Annotated in this window: 17 protein-coding genes and 1 pseudogene; 7 read left to right on the top strand and 11 right to left on the bottom strand. The window is 58.3% G+C overall.

All coding sequences use genetic code 11. From position 1 onward, the window contains the following. The first annotated feature begins 94 nt into the window (after positions 1-94). From U5G49_RS23645 to U5G49_RS23635, 3 genes are all read left to right on the top strand, one after another. Complete coding sequence (locus tag U5G49_RS23645) at positions 95-1,021, top strand: hypothetical protein (RefSeq protein WP_193446397.1); 927 nt, start codon at positions 95-97, stop codon at positions 1,019-1,021. A gap of 730 nt (positions 1,022-1,751) precedes the next feature. Then, entirely contained in the window at positions 1,752-2,321 is a 570-nt protein-coding gene (locus U5G49_RS23640; RefSeq protein WP_193446398.1) for a hypothetical protein, read from the top strand. Further along, positions 2,318-3,619: a hypothetical protein gene (locus U5G49_RS23635; protein ID WP_193446399.1), complete on the top strand. Its 1,302-nt coding sequence runs from the start codon at positions 2,318-2,320 to the stop codon at positions 3,617-3,619. The genes U5G49_RS23640 and U5G49_RS23635 overlap by 4 nt, the downstream gene beginning before the upstream one ends. Positions 3,620-3,963: 344 nt before the next feature. On the opposite strand, the gene U5G49_RS23630 is transcribed toward U5G49_RS23635, so the two are convergent. Together U5G49_RS23630 and U5G49_RS23625 are read right to left on the bottom strand one after the other, a co-directional pair. After that, on the bottom strand, positions 3,964-5,064 hold the full coding sequence (locus U5G49_RS23630; protein ID WP_193446400.1) for a hypothetical protein: 1,101 nt from the start codon (positions 5,062-5,064) through the stop codon (positions 3,964-3,966). Further along, positions 5,065-6,339 (bottom strand): hypothetical protein, encoded by a 1,275-nt coding sequence (locus U5G49_RS23625; protein WP_193446401.1) that lies wholly within the window; start codon positions 6,337-6,339, stop codon positions 5,065-5,067. Between the two features lie 527 nt (positions 6,340-6,866). Here U5G49_RS23625 and U5G49_RS23620 point away from each other — a divergent pair. Then, a complete protein-coding gene (locus U5G49_RS23620) occupies positions 6,867-8,456 on the top strand; it encodes a hypothetical protein (protein WP_193446402.1) in 1,590 nt (529 codons plus the stop codon). A gap of 97 nt (positions 8,457-8,553) precedes the next feature. Further along, on the top strand, positions 8,554-10,404 hold the full coding sequence (locus tag U5G49_RS23615; protein WP_193446403.1) for a hypothetical protein: 1,851 nt from the start codon (positions 8,554-8,556) through the stop codon (positions 10,402-10,404). 67 nt (positions 10,405-10,471) lie between these two features. On the opposite strand, the pseudogene U5G49_RS23610 reads toward U5G49_RS23615, so the two are convergent. From U5G49_RS23610 to U5G49_RS23590, 5 genes and pseudogenes are all read right to left on the bottom strand, one after another. After that, positions 10,472-11,118 (bottom strand): annotated as a pseudogene (locus U5G49_RS23610) (magnesium chelatase domain-containing protein); the annotation flags it as partial. Between the two features lie 216 nt (positions 11,119-11,334). After that, positions 11,335-12,282 carry a glutathione synthase gene (gshB, locus tag U5G49_RS23605; RefSeq protein ID WP_018447873.1) on the bottom strand — a complete coding sequence of 316 codons (948 nt, stop codon included), beginning with the start codon at positions 12,280-12,282 and terminating at the stop codon, positions 11,335-11,337. Positions 12,283-12,428: 146 nt separating this feature from the next. Continuing rightward, positions 12,429-13,451, bottom strand: a complete 1,023-nt coding sequence (locus U5G49_RS23600) for an ABC transporter permease (protein ID WP_193446404.1) — start codon at positions 13,449-13,451, stop codon at positions 12,429-12,431. Beyond that, on the bottom strand, positions 13,435-14,955 hold the full coding sequence (locus tag U5G49_RS23595) for a sugar ABC transporter ATP-binding protein (protein ID WP_193446405.1): 1,521 nt from the start codon (positions 14,953-14,955) through the stop codon (positions 13,435-13,437). Before U5G49_RS23595 ends, U5G49_RS23600 begins: the two co-directional genes overlap by 17 nt. A gap of 175 nt (positions 14,956-15,130) precedes the next feature. Continuing rightward, complete coding sequence (locus U5G49_RS23590) at positions 15,131-16,117, bottom strand: sugar ABC transporter substrate-binding protein (RefSeq protein ID WP_018244443.1); 987 nt, start codon at positions 16,115-16,117, stop codon at positions 15,131-15,133. 334 nt (positions 16,118-16,451) lie between these two features. Here U5G49_RS23590 and U5G49_RS23585 point away from each other — a divergent pair, with 334 nt between their 5' ends. Next, positions 16,452-17,471: a LacI family DNA-binding transcriptional regulator gene (locus U5G49_RS23585; protein WP_193446406.1), complete on the top strand. Its 1,020-nt coding sequence runs from the start codon at positions 16,452-16,454 to the stop codon at positions 17,469-17,471. 29 nt (positions 17,472-17,500) lie between these two features. Here U5G49_RS23585 and U5G49_RS23580 read toward each other — a convergent pair whose 3' ends face one another. From U5G49_RS23580 to U5G49_RS23565, 4 genes are all read right to left on the bottom strand, one after another. Beyond that, a complete protein-coding gene (locus U5G49_RS23580; RefSeq protein ID WP_193446407.1) occupies positions 17,501-18,004 on the bottom strand; it encodes a cupin domain-containing protein in 504 nt (167 codons plus the stop codon). Positions 18,005-18,079: 75 nt separating this feature from the next. Next, positions 18,080-18,490 (bottom strand): YraN family protein, encoded by a 411-nt coding sequence (locus U5G49_RS23575; RefSeq protein WP_193446408.1) that lies wholly within the window; start codon positions 18,488-18,490, stop codon positions 18,080-18,082. Beyond that, complete coding sequence (gene rsmI / locus U5G49_RS23570; protein ID WP_193446409.1) at positions 18,480-19,397, bottom strand: 16S rRNA (cytidine(1402)-2'-O)-methyltransferase; 918 nt, start codon at positions 19,395-19,397, stop codon at positions 18,480-18,482. The genes U5G49_RS23575 and rsmI overlap by 11 nt, the downstream gene beginning before the upstream one ends. Beyond that, positions 19,394-19,564, bottom strand: coding sequence for a hypothetical protein (locus tag U5G49_RS23565; protein ID WP_193446410.1), 171 nt, complete (start codon positions 19,562-19,564; stop codon positions 19,394-19,396). Before U5G49_RS23565 ends, rsmI begins: the two co-directional genes overlap by 4 nt. 93 nt (positions 19,565-19,657) lie before the next feature. On the opposite strand from U5G49_RS23565, the gene dnaN reads away from it, so the two are divergent. Further along, the gene (gene dnaN / locus U5G49_RS23560; protein ID WP_193446411.1) at positions 19,658-20,776 is read left to right on the top strand and encodes a DNA polymerase III subunit beta; all 1,119 of its coding nucleotides are present in this window, start codon (positions 19,658-19,660) and stop codon (positions 20,774-20,776) included. The last annotated feature ends 30 nt before the right edge of the window (positions 20,777-20,806 follow it).

Genomic DNA, 20,806 nt, shown 5'->3' with positions numbered 1-20,806 from the left:
AATCAGGCGCTCCTCTCTTCATGTATGTTTCGTTAGTATGACTGGTCGCGAGGGGACGAGCTTGCTTAGCGCAACGGAAGACGAGCGTCAGTCCGTGTCCGATTACTTCAAGGGCCAAGCACCTGACCTTGAAATAACATTCATGCAGAAGCTCCATTCCGAACAGGTGCTGGGTCACGTGCATGATGCTTGGGACATACACACCAATAAAGACCGCTGGTGGGTAATCACGAACCCCACAAATCTCTACTCGCAGGAACAATTCCCCAACCTGGACTACGCAATCACATTCCACATGGGGCTGTGCTTGAGAATACCGAGGGACCTAAAAAAGAGACGGAGCGACCGCGGTCTCCTACCCTTCGGCGCAGTGTTCTCAGAGCTCGAGGCTGCCAATGTTGCGCTTTCTCAGGCGGTAAACGTCGCAGGCTATCAAGCCGTAGGAATGCGGAGCCGCGAAGCCCTCGTCACCTTCATTGGGGTAGCTCAGGAATGGTTTTCGCCCGAAGACGGAAGAGAATTGCCGAAGAAGGCAGACTTCAAGGGATGGTCTGAGCAAATGTTCGACATGCTTCTGTCCGGCAGAGATCAGAAAGACCGCCGTCGCCTTTTCAAGAGCCTATCGAAGGAGGCTTGGGATTTTGCCGCATGGCTCACCCATGCCAAATCCGCAACGTGGCGAGACGCAGAGGCATGTCTCTCCACCACCGAACACATAATAGGCCTAGCAAGCTCACTATTCATCTTGCGGATGAGATCTGTGCCCGAGGAATGCCCAGAATGTGGATCACCGGATCTTCAACCCGAAGAAGGGCGACATACTGAGGCTCCAGAAATAATCTGGGAGCGGCCCGTGTGTGGCAACTGTGGTTGGACCGGAACTGCCGTGCCCATCGATGAAGAAGAGCCCAACGAGGAGCTTGCGGAATTGATTCAGCGATACAGTGCGATCGAAGATGACGATGCATGCATCATCCCCGATGTGCCGCTTAGGAAACTTTCGTCCCCAGAGAGCCCTTAGCTATCCCCATCTTGCCTTAGATCGCATATCCGTATCGACTTTGGGGGCGAGAAAAGTTTATCCCAGCATTCTCCCAAGGTCACTGCAAGTCCTTGAACTTCCTGAACGTCCACCAGATTTAGTTCTTGCGTTGATCAAGTCTATGATTTTGCTCAATTTTCTGTCTTGACGGATACCACGGATACGGCGATATTTGCGATCGCCTGACGGTCCGGGGACACAACCCCGGCGCAGGGGAAGCAGAAGCAGCCCCGTAGAGCGGAACCAAAGCACCAAATCGGGAGCGGTCATTGGCCGCAAGCAGTGGCAAGACAGGACGGCAGTGGCCCGAACGTTGAACCGAGCGGTGAGGGATTGGCCGGGAAGCAACCCGCGTCCCCTGATGACACCACAGAACCTACAACTCATCTTGCCGACACCGAGCGGCAGAGCCGCCACCTTCGTGACGAGACAACATTAAGCCCACGGGCGACACATCACATCATCGATACTGCTCAAATAAGTCCTGCTCCCGTGCCTCAGGGTCCCGGTACGGTCAGCGATGCGGCGGGTACTGCATCAAACAGGGGTTCCACCCCCTGCCCAGACCCATTCCCAAAGATTGAGATCACACGCACATATGAGAACTTGCAAGGCTGCCGGATGCTCTGCCCAGGTCAACGGCTACAGTACACTCTGCGAACAGCATAAGCGGACGAAAGCTCGCCACGGTCACCCTCTTCAGACCGGCGTGAAGAAATCCGACCTCAAACCCTACATTAAGGAAATCGACAACTACCTGAACACCGTCTCGGCGACCAACGCCTACGAGTCGATGAACGACATCTGGGCTCGCGCTGTCGCTGCGGCGAACGCCCACATCAGGGCTACAGAACGTGGCATTGCAGCCAACGTCCATGAGCTTCAGGCATCCAAGGCAATCCTTTCGTTGTCTGAAGAGACCGATAGCGTCGTGATAGCCAAGCTCCTCATGGGCATGGGCTACTGGCACGAAGATGACCACAGGCGTTGGAAGTACGACAACGGGTTCCGTTTCCAGACCGTACGCATGTTGCTGCGCCTGAACCCTCGTGAGGCCGCGTACAACTGGTCCATGAACGGAATGACACGCAGCGTCTACCGAGAGGTGCCACCGAGGACTATAGCGGCTCTCTGGTCGATCATCGAGGCCACGAAGCTCGTTGGTTACGGCGTCGAGATCGCCAAGCGGAAGGCCAAAGCCCTGGAGGCCGCTCGACAGAAAACCAGGGCGGAACGGGATGCCATTCTCGGACCAGAGCTGACCGGAGGCGCAGCTTGACCGAATCTGCATCCAAAGACACCAGCAAGCCCGTGGACAGGCCATTCAGCCCGTGGCGCTTCGCTAAGACCGAGGCGTCAAAGGCGCTCATCACCGAGGCCATCGGGGACATCCAGCGCTATGAGGAGCAGCGGAAGCTCCGCCAGCGTAAACGGAAGGAACACGACCGAGAAACCTTCGAGCTAACGGCGGAGGCCATTCTGTGCGACCTGATGCATCACGCGCTCTACAGGCGTCCAGATGCGATCTACGTTACTCGGTCGAATGCCGTCCTTCGGGACCGGAACCGATACCGTCCACGAGTATACGGCAAGACCTTCCCCGATGTTCTTGACAGGCTTGCCGCTCCAGAACTTGGTTGGATTGTCCAAGAGATTGGCGACAGCGATTGGCGGCAAGGTGCGCGGCGCACGTCCATTCGTCCCGGTCCGCATCTACTCGCACGTATAGACACCGGAGGCATCACCTTCGCCGATCTTGGGTTAGCCCGCGTGACGGAACCGATCATCCTGAAGAGCGAGAAGGCTGACTTCTGGGACGAAGCACAGGTCATCGACTACCTCGATACGGAGGAGACGAGCCTCTTTCGGCGAGAGATGCGCGACATCAACGAGTGGCTGCGGTCTGCCGACATCGACTACGGAACCTACAGGGGCGACACCGGCCATGTTCCCGACACAGGGGACAGAGACTTACGCCGCATCTTCACTCGGGGGCGGTTTGACAACGGCGGTCGTCTCTTTGGTGGCTTCTGGCAGGGAATGAGCAAGGAAAGCCGGTTTGACCGCCTTGTCATCGACGGTGAGGCAATAGTCGAGCTGGACTACGCTCAAATGGGACCAAGGCAGCTCTACGGCATAGCATGTGCTGTGCCTGATGCCGCGGACCTCTACGCCATTCCCGGCTTCGAGGAACACCGTAAGGGTATCAAGATCGTATTCAGTGCCATGGCCTTTCACGACAAACCTCTGACCAGAATGCCAAGAGGGGCTGCGGGAAAGTTTCCGAGGGGTGCTCGCATAAGCGAAATCACCGAAGCCATCATGCGTCATCATCCCGCGATCGCTGATCTCTTCTTCAGCGGGGTAGGACACCAAGTTCAATTCCAAGAGAGCCGGATCATGGTCGATATCTTACTGAGCTTGAAATCCAATGGTATCGTGGCCCTGCCCATTCACGATGCTATCCTTGTGGCTTCTTCCAATGCGGCGGTAGCAAAGCAGGTCATGGCTGACGTCTTCTCGCACCATGTCGGCTTCCCTGGACTGGTGGATGTTTCCTCCACACACTCAGGGTGACCTTTGTCTACCATGGTGGGGCTCCCCTATGGGGGTGGCCCTCTTACCTTCGACACCAATGGCTACCTAAGCCTGCCTCCGTAAACCCTTATAGCAACCTCAGGACTACTCATAGGAGGCCCCGTAAGGCATGAAATGCGGCGACCCACTTGAGGCCCCCATCGCTCGCGCCACCATCACAGATCGTAAATACCACCACTACCGTCAGTGGAAGCTTTCGAGGGAACAGACAACTGTTGAAGGGATAACCGGTTCGATCGCCTTCCTCAGGACGATTAAGTTCAAGACCACTGCGTTCATCGAGGTCTTCTTCGCAAATTGTTTTGGCGTTCTTACTCTGATTGTCAGAGCAGTCTGTTTGGCATTGGCGAGGGGGCGTTACCTCGTTCTGGCTTACCGTTGGCTTCGCTTTTCATGTTCGAGAAAAACCGCCCTCGATCAATTGCCCAGAAGTCGAGAAGGACCGAAAGCATACTTCTGGCATCAACGCTGAGGTCGCTAGGGCTTTTGAAGGTTTGCAAATAGGCAGCCTCTTCCAGCTCGCGAGCGATATTATACAGCCCCTGCGCTGTACTCGGGCGGGCAAAGTACTCGGCTGGAATGTGGGTCTGCACATCCTCCAAATCACTTTCAACGCCCCTGCGAATTTTGCTGCCTAATCCCCTCATTTCAGGCGCGTATTGATCAACTAACCCGATGGCTATGTCGATGACGTGAGCCGTGCCTCTTGCCCCCGACGAGCCAAACTGAAGTCCGCTGTTAATTTCTGTGACCTTTGCGTCTTGCTCCACGAATGCCAAATCCCTCATCACGAAATCAAAACCCACCGCGACCAACGAAGCAATGAGGTACAGGATGCGGCAAGCCGTCGTCTTATGCAGCGGGACGATTAGGGTTTGCTCAGCAAAGAACCTTGCATCCGTCAGCCACGAGTTCACTTCGTTGTAGCCGAGGCCGTTAAGCACAAGGGACTTGGCTGTCCGAAGACGTCCTTTCCAATCGCCCGCGACCTTCTGGTCGGAGAAGGCATCAATGGCGTGCAAAAAGTCCTCTTCCGACATGCGGCCGGACAACGAGAGATTTGCCAGACGGCTAAGGAAGTTGCCATCTAGCACAACAACTCCATGTTCTCGGCCGAACTGAGCGACGTCGGGACGCTTGTCTGTGGTGGCCACTATCGCCTGATCTAGCCGGAGCGTGGCGGCAAGTCCTTTTGCCCAAAAGATGCGCTCGATCGCCTGGGGCGTCTTCTTGTTCTTTATGTCCACGACGACACGGTGTCGTGAGACCGGCGAGGGACGATCGTAGAGCCACAGGTCGATATCTGTGACATCAAACTTTCCGTAGGTGAACGGAACGCCTCTGAGTGTATAATAGCCGCTCTTCATGAAGTAGCTTCTGACGCGCTCCTCCATCGACATGCCCTTGTCCAACGTGACGGCCATTTATCGTCCGCCTCCTGTGCGTAGAACTTCGAGCATGTTTCGGACCACCCGCTGGCTCTCCGGCAATTGATGCTTTCGGACCAGCGTACGAGTTTCTTCCGGTCCGGTATACCCAGTGACTTGGGCAGACGGTATTTCCTTAAGCAACGGCATATCGCTTGCGTCGCCCGATTGGAGGACTTGCAAGGCCATTTGGCCAACATCAGTCTTCCTGAGGCGCATCTGGTGCCCGTACGCGGGGCCTTTCCGCAGCTCGACTACACCGCGCAGTTCAAGCGCAACATAGTCTTCCCCGATCGCCGTCGCCGCCGCCGTCCACTCCCCTCTAAGGAGCCGCCCGAGCAGGTCTTCGATCCGTCGTATTCTGCCATGGTTAGGATGCCGCCGAGTGATGCCGTATGTCAGCGAGCTTACAAAGGCCTTGGCGAGATCGAGACCTTCATCCACGTTGCCATTCGCATATTTCCCGAACGCCGCTGGTCGGGTCGCGAAGGACACGCTCTCCGTGGGATTACTGACAAGGTTGACATCGAAGAACCCGATTGAGTTCAGTCGCTCAAACAGTTGCGGCCCAATAACCTTCTCAATCTCGGTCACCGCAAGACATCCCTGCTTCTTTAGGCGCTCCTCCACCTCGGACATCAGTGAGCGTTCCGTCGCGTTCAGCTGACTTAAGATCGCGGACACCTTCTTCAGATCACCCCCTTTGAAGAGGTTACCGTTGAAGTAGACGATGGCGCCCGCATCGTGCTTCTCCCAATCAATTAGTCGGGTTCGCTCTGTCTGCGCGAGGAAATCATCCGTGGCACCCGAGGTCATTCTGTAAGTGTCAGATATCCATCGAGTGGCTTCCCTTTTGTCTAAGGGTTCCGAAGAGGCCATTTCAGCCAGCGAAATAGCCGCCAGTTCCTCTGGGCGGGGCGAAAGCGCGGCAAAAACCTCTGCGCCTCTTTGCAGAACGGTCGCACTCGTTACACCGAAGACCTCGACGCCAGACACGCTTCGCTGGAGAAGCTGTTGTTGCTCCAGCGCCCAGAGAGCACCCTGCAGCTCGAACGGAGTCATATTAGCCGCTGTTGCCAGCACTTCAACCCTGGGCATATCCACGACGTTCTGTTGGGTCGCGGAAAGCGCGGACAGAAGCTTAGTGGCCTTGCCCGCACTGAGTATTCGGTCAAATCCCGATGCACCGCTGAAATGCTGAAGTTTATTAGTGTGGTGGACCAGCCAAGAGCCAGTGACTTTGCCATCCATTGGCGTCGGCGCATCTGCCATGTTGCGATAGACCCTGTGAAATTACGCTATCATAGCTTGCGCTTGTGTCAGACGCCAATCGACTGGCCGCTCGATCCCCATGATATTGTCTGGTTCGGTACTTTTCGTGAAGGTATTTCCACCGCCCTCGCGCCTGTTCGAATCGCTCTGAATACCGAGGAGATGAGGCTCCGTTCCGACACGTTCCGGGCGGAGTACAGCTAAAGAGGCTCTATCCGGGTCATAGACTACGCATAGAGTGCGATGGACGCGGCAGAAGACAGTTCCACACCCAGCGGAATCGCTCCCCGTGACAAGATTGCCCTCATTGAGGCTGAAACAAAAGAATGATAGTTTTGGGCATGATGAGTAAGATGCGTTCCATAGCTCGAGGGCTATTCCTCGCTCTCGTCTTTACATCAGCACTGAACCCTGCAGCCGTAGTTGCACAGGGGGCAGATGGCGTCGCGCACGTCATAAGTAGTGCTCCCCTGAGCTGCATTACAGGACCGGAGCGAGAGACTTCAGCCTGTGATCAAGAGCCTGGCTTGTATCAGATGATGCGTTTCTCGTTGGCTGTTGAGGCGGCGTCGCTAGCACTGCAGGCGACCAACGCACTTCCACCTGATGCAAACTTACATTTCGTCCAGGCGTCCATCATCAAAGGCGTGGAGGAACAGGGAGGATTTCTTGGTTTGGTCAAGCCAATGATGAACTTGGCTGACTATGCCTCACTGCAAGCACACCCTTATGGCGACTCAAGCTCGGCGGTACTGTCAAGGAGCCTAGCCGCGTTGGAGTATGTAGCTCCTGGCACGATCAATGTCCTCGAGGCGCGAAACGCCGGTCTGTCGGATAAGATTGGCTTCAAGCCCGGTAAGTTTCAGCGGTTCGCGGACTTCGTTACAGCTGGTGGCGGTAAGTCTCCACTAGCCATGGATGTAAAGAGCTTCTCGTCTTTCCCTGAACTTGGCGGGGATCCGTTGCTGAAGCCGCATCAGATTCGCGACATTGAGGGGCTCCGTCCGCAAGGCATCTTTTCGGACACGCGGATACCTGTGTCATTGGAGGCACCTGCAAACGGGCTCGCTAACTTCGACTTCACGACCAGCAGGCTAATTACTGCGTACTTTGGAGCACCCGCCCCTGACGGCATTACAAATCTTCCGCCCGACTTCAGCGAGAGCCCATTCGGCGGTCGAATGTGTGTCGGCTGCCAAGAGGCAATGCCAAAAGTAGACGGAGGAGCCGCGAAGCTCCCCATGTTCGGCTCGACCGCGTCTTTGACGGAGGTAGGAGGGCAGAACCCTCCCCAATCAAAACGTATGAGCGGCCCGAGTATCGTGGAAACCGCTCAAGGGGATGAGTACAGAGATGACTATGGTGGAGCCGCAAAAGAGGCCGCTAAAGACCTTCTGTGTTCAGGTTTATGCGACATTGGATCAGTCTTGTACATCGTGCGCGAATCGAAAAAGAGTGCGGAAAAAGCCACTGAAATGGCAATCGATGCTTTCGGTCCTAAGTCTGATTGGAACGAGGCACAGAAAAAGATCACAGCGGAGGGGAAAGAGCTGTTAAAGACGGCTACGGACACGTATGAAAACCTCCCAAAGTGCGCTTTTGATAAATGTCGGACTAAGGTTGACGAGCTTTTGAACGGTAAGCCCTCAGTTCCAACAACACCCCCCAAAACTGAAGAACCAAAATCTCCTACAACCGAAGGACCCAAAATACCTCCTAAAGCCGAAGAACCAAAAACGCCGCCTAAAACCAAAAACGCCAGTAACGACGGCCTGACGGTTGATCCAACGACAGTCCCCCCCGAGAGTGATTGTGCGGTTGATCAAAACAACGGTCGGCCCTTTTGTGGCGCGGCACTGCCGGCCGATAGTTCACGTCAAGCGTCCAGTTACTTCTATCGAGGAAGTGGGGGTCACTTCCAAGGAGATCTAACGGGGTTCAAGGCAGTCTTCGTCGACGATCGAGCCAAGAGTGGCCAAATCTGTGTTGATGCGAGTTGCGCACCAGTCAAGCCCGACGACATTCCAGTGGATTGTCCTCAAGGGGGTTGCCTTCCACCGGCCGTACCTTCTCCCGGTGTCCTTCCCCCCTCCTTTCCTCCCTCGCCCGTCCAATGAGAAGTTTATCGGGCTTCTCCTGGACCAACGCGCGACCTTGGGGCTTGGAGGACGGCGGTAGAGTTGCTTTCAGCTGCGAGTTTCGCGGAGGCTCACGATGCTTATACCGAAGAGGTCGCTGTTTGTACTAGCATTTTTGACCTTGGGAGCGCACCTCCAAGCTGCGGAAGTGACGATCGACTTTCAGCATGGGCGGGTTTTCGCGGAGGATCACGATGCTCGGCTTGTTGAATACGTGCGTAGCACACTGGCAAACAAGCCGCCGCTTGTTCCACCACTTATGCCGGACGAGTCAATGGCATCAACGAGGATCCTGGACTTGAAACAGGCAATGGATCGGGTCGACCCCGTTCTGTCAGCGCAGTTCGACATCCAGCCCCAATTCACCGCAGTTTTCGACGAGCGTCCAGTCGACATACTTGGTATTCCGATCTTCTCCCAGAAAGACCCGCCCGGCGCGGAAATTACACAGATCCCACTGCCCGGTCCGACGGCGCTTTTCCTCGGGTGCATCGACCCAACTCGTCTACGCTCCCCTTCGGCCGATGATAGTGTCTTGGAGGAGATTGAGGAAGCCAAGCGCCTGGGCTTTCGAGGCTTGGAAAATCTTACCGACGACCAATTGCTTTCAATGATACTGCGTCCCAAGGTGGTGGTCGCGGCTTCCCGACCTAGCGATGCGGTTCAGGCGTTCTGTTCAAAAAACGGGCGGCACTACGTTCGCTTCGCCGTCGGGCGCATGGGATCTCGCGTGTTTGTGAATCAGCTTGTTTCTATACCTATTTCGGATCTGTCGCGCATTTTTCTTTGGGGAGGGAACAAGCCCGAGCGCTTGCGTTCTGAAGCAACGCGCACCTACACCCAAAGGAGATGTGTTGATCTCGTAGGCGACGAAGCAGAAGAAGCATTGGCCACGGGTAATTATGACGAACGACCCAGCGAGAGAATTGTCGGGGAAAAAGTTGTTCTCGTGCCTTGTCGATATGAACCTCTCGAAGTGCACATCGACGATGCTATCTTCGGGGCGAGCTCTTACGCAAAAATGAAATCCACAGGGTCTCGGGTTGTCGAGGGGGTACGCGCCAATGCATGCGACGGTCGCTTCGGACACCTGCCCGACGACCTTAACGACCTCGCAGCTCTTGTAGCGGCGGAGAGTGCATGGACAATCCTTCTCTGTGATAAACGCCCGGCCGTTTCATTTCTTGCTGTAGGACTAGCCGCCCAGACGCATGCGGCTGAAGCATTCTGTTGGGCTGATGCAGAGCTCGGTCCTCAGCTACGCCAATTCTCGCCTAGCGACGAAAACTCAACCGAACTTGCTTTCCAAAATGACCGTGAAGCGGCAGCTTATCTGGACATCATGCCCGTCATTTTCGAAACTTGTTCGTTGATGAGGCCACAAGAGGCCACGAGTGCCCAGTCAGCCTTTCTCAGTGACCTTTCATCTAGGTTTCTCACCGATCTCGACTTTAGTGCACTTGATTCAGACTTGGCTCGCCGTGTTGCACTGGCAACCGCAGAGGCTATCGACGGACGTTCGTTGACGTGGCTTGCCTACCCGCTTGGTCTTTTGGAGTCGCTGTGCAAGAGCAGCGCGGACAGCGAGCCTTGCGCGACGCTTAGGAGAGCCGAAGAAACCGCCATGATCCAGCCTATAGACGAGTGGCGCCATTGGCCCGACAGATCAAACAATCCGACCGCCCAAGATGGCGTGTCCGGAATCGACGTGAGCGCTCCGGTCTTCGTGTACGTTGCGGCGGAGGACCTGTTCAGTACACAGCTCGACGCCGTGCTCAGCAAGCTCCTGGTGCGAAAAAGGAATAGCGGTGGAGAAATTGTCTGGCCGGCCCTAGCCCGGAACGAGACCATCACCTGGAACGTCGACTTCGATATTTTTCAAACGCCCGTTTTCCCTTTCGAGCACGATCCTGCCATTCAGCAATGACCCTCCGCGCGACGCGGTGCGCCTCGCACCACCGGTTGAATTAGTGGAGTTAAGGGTCTTTCGCTCACAACATGAGCAGATTATGGCCACCGGCGGCCGCCACTTCGAGCGCGCGCTTGGCGCTTTCCTGGCCCTTGATCTCGGCGAGATCCGGCAGGTTTGCGGCATTGGCGCGGATCGACGCCTCCGGCCTGGATAGGACCTGCGTGCCACGGAAATGATTGGCAAGGGCGATCAGGCTGCGGGGTGCAAGGATATCGACCTCGGCGCCGCCCAGGCGGCTTCGGCGCCGCTTTCGGCCGGGCAGATCAGCCCCTTGCCGAGCGCATCGGCGCCGATCGCAGCCGGCAGCGCGCCTGATATGGCGGCGATCGTGCCGTCGAGGTTGAGCTCGCCGACGACGACAAAATCCGATAGGGCATCGGCGGGAATGGCGCCGAGGGCGGCCATCAGGGCAAGGGCGATCGGCAGATCGAAATGCGAGACCTCCTTCGGCAGGTCGGCAGGCGCCAGATTGACCGTCACCCGCTTCGCCGGCAGCGCCAGGCCGGAGGCGTGGAGGGCCGCCTGCACGCGCTCTCGGCTTTCGGCAACCGCCTTGTCAGGCAGGCCGACGATCTGCATCCCGACCTTTCCGGGAGCAACCATGACCTGGACCTCGACCGGCACACCTTCGATACCCTGAAATGCAACCGTACTGACACGCGCGACCATCAACCCATCCCCTTGCCGCAAACTTGTATATACCGCCCTGCAGCCTTTATTCGATGCATGTCGTGGTCCCTTGGGCGACATGCATTAAGGCTAGCGGTTACAATCTGGCATGGAAACTGGAATAAAACAAGAACAATCAAAGAACGGAATCAGGCATCCGCTGTGACCTTGGTTGCGCTCGGTCGCGGGACCTCAGAACGGTCATGGGCGGCTGGCTCAGCCGCGCTTGCGCTCGATCGCATCCCAAAGCAGGGCGGCTATATCGGCACCGCCGAACTTCTTCACCTCGCGAATGCCTGTGGGCGACGTGACGTTGATCTCGGTCATGTAATCGCCGATCACATCGATGCCGACGAGCAGGAAGCCGCGCTCCCTCAGCGCCGGGCCGATGCGGGCGCAGATTTCCTGTTCGCGCGGCGTCAGCTCGGTCGCCTCGGCACGGCCGCCGACATGCATGTTGGAGCGGCTGTCGTGTTCGGCCGGCACGCGGTTGATGGCGCCGGCGAATTCGCCGTCGACCAGGATGATGCGTTTGTCGCCCTTGCGCACGTCGGGCAGATATTGCTGGGCGATGAAGGGCTCGCGGAAAAGCTGGCCGAACATTTCGAGCAGCGAAGAGAGGTTGCGGTCGTCGCGGGTCGAATGGAAGACGCCGGCGCCGCCATTGCCGTAAAGCGGCTTCAGGATAATATCGCCCATCTCGTCGCGGAAGCGGCGGATCTCGGCGGCATCCTTGGTGATCAGCGTCTTCGGCATCAGATCGGAGAATTCGGTGACGAAGATCTTCTCCGGCGAATTGCGCACCCAGGCCGGATCGTTGACGACGAGCGTCTTCGGGTGGATGCGCTCGAGCAGATGCGTCGCGGTGATATAGGCCATATCGAAGGGCGGATCCTGGCGCAGCAGCACGACATCCATGGTCGCGAGATCGACGCGCTCCGGCGCGCCAAGCTCGTAGTGATCGCCCTTGACGTCGCGCAGCACCATCGGCTCGACGCTGGCATAAAGCCGGTTGTCACGGAAGCTCAGGCGGTCGGGGGTGTAATGGAAGAGCCTGTAGCCGCGCGCCTGCGCTTCCAGGCTCATGGCGAAGGTGGAATCACCCGCGATATTGATGCTTGCGACATGATCCATCTGGACCGCTACATTGGTGATCTTGGCCATTTCCATCCCTCGCTGAATGCCGGACAGATGTAGGTCGGCCAGATATCAAACGCAACGGCCAATCAAGGGCTTCGGCACTGGAGCATTTTTGTTTTTTGCGCAATTCCGGACACAAAACCGCTGCGCAGTTTTGCTGGAATTGCCTTTCACCGCGTTTCGAGTTTCCGCATCAATCGGCCGCGATAGCTATCGAGAATGACGGCGAGCACGATGACGGCGCCGATGACGATCGGCTTGATATTGTCGTCGGCGCCCAAGAGCTGCAACCCCGTCGACAGCACCTGCAGAATGCAGGCGCCGACCAGCGTGCCGACAATCGAGCCTTTGCCACCCGAAAGGCTGGTTCCGCCGATGATGACGGCGGCGATCGCATTCAACTCGTAGCCGATGCCCGCAACCGGGCTGCCGACATTGAGACGGAGCAGATAGACCATGGCCGCAATGCCGGCCGTCAGCCCTGAGATCGTAAAGACCGCAATCTTGTACCGTTTGGGCTCATGCCCCGACAGCCGGACAGCCTCTTCATTGGTGCCGATCGCGAAGACGAAGCGCCCGAAGACGGTGTAGCGCAGCACGAACCAGCCGATGAGGACGACGACGATCGCAATCAGAAAGATCGACGGAAATATGCCCCAGAAGATCAGGTTGCCGAAATCGACGAATGGCTGAGGCAGGCCGGTGATCGTGGAATTGTCGCTGACCACGCGCGCCAGGCCGCTCGCGACGTTCAGCATGCCAAGGGTGACGATAAAGGAAGGAAGCTTCCACTTCTCGCAAATCCACCCGTTGACGGCGCCAAGGATGGCACCCGTGCCCATCGACGCAAGACATGCGAGAACAATCGCCTGCCATGGCGAAAACGCCGGATTGATCATGATCGTCGCACCGATCACCGTGCAAAGGGCAAGCAGCGACCCGACCGAGAGATCGATGCCGCCAACGAGGATGACGAAGGTCATGCCCGCAGCAAGCACGGTGTTGATGGCAATCTGCACGAAGATCTTCAGGAAGTTCTCCGGCGTTGCGAAATAGGGCGCCGTCGCCGAGAAAAACGTCAGGATCAGAATGAGGGCAATGGCGACGCCCGCCTCCTTCAGCGAGATCCGGACAAGCTTGTCCCAGACGCTCACCTCTTTCGCCTCGGTCTGTTTTTCAATGTTGGCGGACACGACTGTACTCCTTGTAGGCGAGCGAAAGGATCCTGCTCTCGTCAAATTGTTCCCGAACTATTTCGCCCGATATCTTGCCGTCGGAGAATACGATGATGCGATGGCAAATGCCCATGAGCTCCGGCAGATCCGAAGAGACGACCAGAACGCCTTTTCCCTGAGCCGCAAACTTCCACAGAAGCTCATAAATCTCGGCCTTTGCACCGACGTCGATTCCACGGGTCGGCTCATCGAAAATCAGCACTTTGGGACCGCGGAACAGCCATTTTGCAATGACTACCTTTTGCTGGTTGCCGCCGGAAAACGTCCTGACGGCCTGATGGATGGACGGGGTCTTGATGCGCAGTTCGCGCACGAGGCGCTGCGAATGATCATCCTGCGCCCTTCGCATGATCAAGCCGTTGCGGGAGATCTTGGCGAGATCGGTTATGGTGGCATTTTCGGCGCAGCTCATATCGAGCATCAAGCCCTGCATCTTGCGGTCTTCGGTTGCCAGGCAGAGCCCGGCAGCAACGGCATCCTTTGGCGAATGGATCGCAACCGGCTCGCCATTCACGCGGATTTCGCCGGCCGCTTTGGCATCGGCGCCGAATATGGCGCGAACCGCTTCCGTCCGGCCGCTGCCGACAAGGCCGGCAATGCCGACGATTTCCCCCTTTGCCACGGAAAATGACAATTCCGGACTGTTTCGCGTCACCTTCAGGCCGGACACACCGAGCGCCTCGCCGGACACGGTGCTGTCGCTGCGAAAAATGCCATGATCCGAAAGCTTCCGCCCGACCATGAGTTCGACGATGTCAGGAATCGCAAGTCCGGCCAGTGGACGCGTGATCACATGCTGGCCGTCGCGCAGCACCGTCACATCGTCACCGACGTCAAAGATCTCCTCCAGCCTGTGAGAGATGTAGAGCGTGGTCACGCCACGCCGCTTCAGGCGCTTGAGAATTTCAAAAAGGCGATCGACCTCCTTGGAGGTCAAGGTTGCCGTCGGTTCGTCGAGAACGAGAAGCTTGCTTTCGTAGCAAAGCGCCTTGGCGATTTCGACCAATTGAAGCTGGGCAACGCTGAGGCGGCTCGCCAGTGTCGTCGGAGCCACGTCGAGGCCGACCTCTTCCAGGAGTTCCGCCGCTCTGCTGTTCATCGCCTTATAGTTCACCAGGCCATATCGGCGCGGCAGATGCTCAAACAGCAGGTTTTCCGCCACCGTGAGGTTGGAAAGCGGATGCAGTTCCTGGTGAATGACCCGGATGCCCGCCTTGAACGCCTCCAGCGGCGAGGCCGGATGGTATGGCTTGCCGTCGAACAGGATTTGACCGTCATCCGGCCTGAAAACGCCACCGAGCAGGTTGATCAGGGTCGACTTTCCAGCACCATTCTCGCCGAGAAGAACGTGCCCCTTGCCGCGGCCGATCCGCATGGAGACATCCTTGAGCGCCACGACGCCCGGGAAGCGCTTGCCGATCCCTTCCAGCCTCAAAATCTCGTCATCTGCTGCGTCTGACACGTCGACCTCATGCACGCTCTGTTCGAACTCCACGCAGGACGCATCCCAGGGCTCGGAAGCGAGCCTCACCTGAAGCGATCAACGCGTCAATCGGTTGCTAGCGGTGAGCGCCGGCCGCAGCCGGCGCTTCCTGTACGCTGCCGCTTTTTCAGGCACGCGATGCGGGCGATCCCGACTATTTGAGATCCGCTGCGGTGACCAGCTTGATGTCGGTCTTGACCCAGCCGGTGAATTTCTCGCCGGCAAGTTCACGCATGCCATACTGGATGCCGAGGACCGCCATCTGCGCACCATACTGTTCGACGGTGGCAAGCATCTTGCCATCCTTGATCAGCGGCTGGACCGGCGGAATGTTATCGAAGCCGACAACCTTGATCTTGCCACTTTGGCCGGCCGCATCGAGCGCCTTGACAACGCCGAGGGCCATCGAGTCGTTGGCTGCCATAACGCCCTGAATATCCTTATATTTCGTCAGGAAATTCGTCATGACGGTATTGGCTTCTTCCGTCTCCCAATGGGCCGTCTTGCTGTCGAGAAGCTCAAGCTTGCCAGACTTGACGGAGTCCACGAAGCCTTCCTTGCGCTCCTTGGCATTGTCGGCCTCGGGGTTACCCTCGAGGATGACGACCTTGGCGCCGGGTCCCAGATCCTTGGCAAGCGCGTCGCCCGCAAGCGTCGCCCCGCCCTTATTGTCAGGCCCGAAGAAAGCGAGATCGATACCGGCTTTCTTCTTCGCATCGGCATCGAGCGGCACGTCGATGTTGATGACCTTGACGCCAGCCTTGACTGCCTTTGCCAGCGGGGTTGCCATGGCCTTTGAATCGGCCGGCGCGACAACGATGATATCGTATTTCTGCGTGACGAAGTTTTCGACGGCATCGACCTGGGAAGCGAAATCTCGCTCGTCCTTCATGCCGACGGCCTTGAAGTCGAACTTGTCCTTGTTCTCGGCCGCATATTTGTCGGCGCCGGCCTTCATCTGCTTGAAGAACTCATTGGACAAGGATTTCATGATCAGGCCGACCTTCGGCTTGCCGGCCGCAAAGGCGGGCGACACGCCACAGGACAGCGCAAGCACCAAGGTGCCGGCAAGTCCGAGCTTCAATGCCGCACGGCGCGGCGCATTGATCAAGACGGATTCACGCTTCATAGAATTGGACATTTTTTCCTCCGAACGGTCCTGGGCTCAGCTCCACCTGAGTTGCCTGCGGCAATGAACCGTTTCCAACGACATCTGGGTAGCACGCCCTTAAAAATTGTCAAGCAGTGGGAATTCAGCCAAACACCCGCTTTTGTTCCTGTGTTTCGCTCATATCGGTGTGCATGTGATGAACCGTTTCCATTGAGCGTTGGCCCACGCTCATGCTATGGAGACTGGCGGTCAATATTGAGATGCAGCCCTTTGACGAGGGCGGTAAAGACCATTAGCTGGAAGCTTCGATCAGGCGCCCTTCGGTGTCTTCCGAAGGCGCAGAGAAAGGGCCACTGTTTCCGTTATGTCAAAGGTCGGGATTCGAGAGGTTGCCAAGCTTGCGGGAGTTTCCACCGGGACCGTTTCGCGAATTTTGAATGATCATCCCTCGGTGACGAAGGAGTTGCGGGCGCGCGTCACAGCGATCATCAAAGACCTCGGCTATACGCCCGACCCGTCGGCGAGAAGCATGCGCGGCAAGGTCAGCCGCCTCATCGGCATCGTCATTCCGGATCTGACCAATCCCTTCTTCGCGGAACTTGTCCAATCGGCGGAACAAGCGGCGGCAAATCACGGCTATAATATCATCGTCATGACGTCGTTTGATCATGCGGCCAAGGAGGCTGACCGCATCAAACAGCTGACAAGCCGTAAGGTCGACGGCATCATGCTGGTTCCCAGCAATGATTTCCACACACTCAAGCTGCCGAAGGGATTGCCGATCGTCGTCGTCGACCGGCTTATGCCAGGGTATTCCGGCATTGCCGCCGATCACCGCAATGGCGTTCGTCTTGGCGTCGAGCATCTTTTGCAGCTCGGCCATCGCCGCATCGGCTTCATTTCGGGGCCCGGGCACTCCGTCCCCGCTAACGATCGACTCAGGGGCTATCTCGATGCAATCGAGCAGGCGAGGGAGCAGGCAGACGGCACACGAATGGCAGGACCACCGCTGATTGCCGAGGCGGCCTTCGACTACGAGAGCGGCCGTTCCGCGGGAAATTATCTTCTGGCCCGCGCGCGAAACGAGCGGCCGACGGCGATCTTTGCAAGTTCGGACCAGCAGGCAATCGGCTGCATGCGGGCAGCGCATGATCTGGGAATCCCGATACCTGCAGCCCTTTCGATCCTCGGCTTCGACGGTATCCCGCTCGCAAGCATGACAACGCCACGCCTGACGACAGTGAAGCAGCCGATTCAAGACATAGCCGCAGCGGCGGTGGCCGTTCTGTTAAACAAGCAAACCGCGCCCGAGCTCGACAATCCGATCCTATTCGCTTGCGAGATCTTGAAGGGCGAAACAACCGCTTCGCCTCAGCCTGATTAGCGCGTAACTCCCAAAATCGAAATCGATCTTCAGGCAGCGATGCCCTGGTTGCCGCCGTTGCGCAGCATGTTGCGGAGGCGGTAGGCGATCGCCAGTGGCTTCGGGAAGGGTTTGCGCAGGAAGGCGACCTTGCGGACGTAATTGTCGACCCGCCAGCTCGCCCAGGTTCCGCCGGCGAAAAAGGCGACGTCGCCGGCGCGCAAGGTGCGTTCGGTGCCATCCTCGGCAGTGATATGCACCTCGCCTTCGAGGATCATCACGGTCTCGTCCCAGCCGAAGCGCCAGCGGAATTCACCCGCCGTGCAATCCCAGATCGCCGTCAACGACGCTTCGTCATAGCCGCGCGAGTGTTCGGCGGTGCGGGCCTGCGGATTGCCGCTGACGATCCAGTCCGGATTGATCGGCGTCGGCTTCAATGGCAGCAGGTCGCTCGCATGCGCCACGAAGGATTTCCCGGCCGGCTTCGCCACGGCATAAGGCGCGGAGCGCGCGGCCATGGCGACCGCACTTGCAAGCATCAGCTTCCAGGCCATGAAACAATCCCCAATTGTTATCCCTACCGAGATTTGGGGTAGCAGAGAGTCGTAAGAACCTCGTTCACGCGGGAACTAAAAGTTTAACGATTCGAAAACGGATTGGACCATAAAGGCGCTAAACGCATCCGGAAAGTGCCGCGGCAGGCGGCCGGGCATGATCGCCACGATATCATAGCGCTGGGAAAGGCGAGCCTGGTCCGCCTGGCGGGCGAGCCAGAGATCGCTTGCCGCCCGTATCCGCTTCTGCGCGGCGATAGAGACGGCATCGACCGCCGCGGCCTCGCCATGGCGGGCCTTGACCTCGACGAAGACGGCGAGATCGCCCTTGCGGGCAATAATATCGATCTCGCCGAGCCGGGTGCGGTGGCGCAGTGCCAGGATGCGGTAGCCCTTCAGCATCAGGAAGGCGGCCGCGACATATTCCGACATGCGGCCCCGGCGCAGCGCCTTCCTCCTGATGGCGGTGAGATCATTATCGCCCATCGGCGTTCTTGATCTCCAGCAGGCGCTGGTAGAGCACCTTGCGCGGCAGGCCGGTGAGGCGGGCGGCCTCGGTGGCGGCGCCTGCCGTCGGCATTGACTTCGACAGGTCGGCCAGCATGGCTTCGACATCGGCCTCATCAGTCTCGACCGGCTCTGGCGGACCGATCACGAGGACGATCTCGCCCTTGACGTTTTCCACTTGCTGATAATGGGCGGCGAGGTCGGCAAGCGTGCCGCGACGGAACTCTTCATAGGTCTTGGTCAGCTCGCGGCAGACGGAGGCGGGCCGCGTGGCCCCGAGCACATCGGCGGCGGCCAGAAGCGTTGCGCCGATGCGGTGCGGCGATTCAAAGAAGATCAGTGTCGCGGGTGCCGCGGCAAGTTCACCGAGACGGTCGCGGCGGGCCTTGTCCTTGGCCGGCAGGAAACCGGCGAAAAGGAAGGCATCGTTCGGCAGGCCGGAGCCGACAAGGGCTGCGAGCGGCGCAGAGGCGCCGGGAATGGGAATGACGCGGTACCCTGCCGCAATCGCCTGCTGCGCCAGCCGGTAACCGGGATCGGAGACAAGCGGCGTGCCGGCATCGGAGACCAGCGCCACCGAACGCCCGGCTTCGAGCGCCTGCAGCAACCTTGGACCGGCCTCGTTGGCATTGTGCTCATGATAGGCGAAGGGGCGGTTCTGGATGCCATACCGATCGAGCAGCACGCGCGTGACGCGCGTATCTTCGCAGGCAAGCACGTCGGCGCCGGCCAGCGTTTCGAGCGCCCGCAGCGTAATGTCGCCGAGATTGCCGATGGGGGTGGCGACCAGATAGAGCGCCGGCTCCAGCGGCCGCGCCGGCACCGTTGCATTGTGCAAGCGGAAGCTTCGCCGGGTGGCGGCGTCCGCTGTCGTTTCCTCATTCATGCCATTTGCTTTCGTCCCGCCGGCTCGTCGCCGGCATCGAAGCCTTTATGGGCGAGCCGCACCGCTTCGGCAAGGGTTCGGATTTCTGTGAGCATTGCTCCGGAAAACCGCAAATGCAGGCGCGCGTGCGTCCATGCCTCTTGCAAACCAATGCTGAAGTCTGCCATTTTGCCCGTCCACTCCCCCGGCCTCAAGCCGGGACAGCATTCTTCGGGTGCTCGATGCGCCCGGACAGTCACGGTCGAAAGCGGTAGCATCCCATGCGTATTACTATTGAGCGGTCAAACCTGTTGAAATCGCTGAACCACGTCCACCGCGTGGTCGAACGTCGCAACACGATCCCGATCCTGTCCAACGTACTGCTCAAGGCCGACGGCCAGAAGCTCGACATGAAGGCGACCGACCTCGACCTCGAAATCACCGAGGCGACACCTGCTAGCGTCGAGCAGCCCGGCGCCACTACCGTTCCCGCCCATCTTCTCTACGATATCGTGCGCAAGCTTCCCGACGGCTCGGAAGTGCTGCTTGCCACCAGCACCGATGGCGGCGCGATGACCGTGCAGTCCGGCCGCTCGAAATTCTCGCTGCAGTGCCTGCCGGAGTCGGACTTCCCTGATCTCACAGCCGGCACATTCACACATTCCTTCAAGCTGAAGGCGACCGATCTGAAGATGCTGATCGACCGCACGCAGTTCGCGATTTCGACGGAAGAGACGCGTTATTATCTCAACGGCATCTTCTTCCACACGATCGAGAGCAATGGCGAGCTGAAACTCAGGGCGGTTGCGACCGACGGCCACAGGCTGGCGCGTGCCGATGTTGATGCGCCCTCCGGCTCCGAGGGCATGCCGGGCATCATCATTCCGCGCAAGACGGTCGGCGAACTGCAGAAGCTGGTCGACAATCCCGAAACGACGGTGACCGTCGAGGTCTCCGACGCCAAGATCCGGTTGACGATCGGCTCGATCGTCATGACCTCGAAACTGATCGACGGCACCTTCCCGGATTATCAGCGCGTCATCCCCACAGGCAACGACAAGGAAATGCGCGTAGACTGCACGACCTTCGCACAGGCGGTCGACCGCGTCTCGACCATCTCCTCCGAGCGCGGACGCGCCGTGAAGCTGGCGCTTTCCGACGGGCAGCTGATGCTGACCGTCAACAATCCCGATTCCGGCAGTGCGACTGAGGAAGTCGCCGTCGGCTACGACACGGATGCGATGGAAATCGGCTTCAACGCCAAATACCTGCTCGACATCACCGCCCAGCTTTCCGGCGAGGAAGCGATCTTCCTGCTTGCCGATGCCGGCTCGCCGACGCTGATCCGCGACACGGCGGGCGACGATGCGCTCTACGTGCTGATGCCGATGCGCGTCTGAGGGGAACGAAGGCGACCGCTTGCCGTTTTT

The sequence above is a fragment of the Rhizobium indigoferae genome (assembly GCF_034554815.1).
GTDB lineage: Bacteria > Pseudomonadota > Alphaproteobacteria > Rhizobiales > Rhizobiaceae > Rhizobium > Rhizobium leguminosarum.
This window is presented reverse-complemented; position numbering and strand designations above follow the sequence as displayed.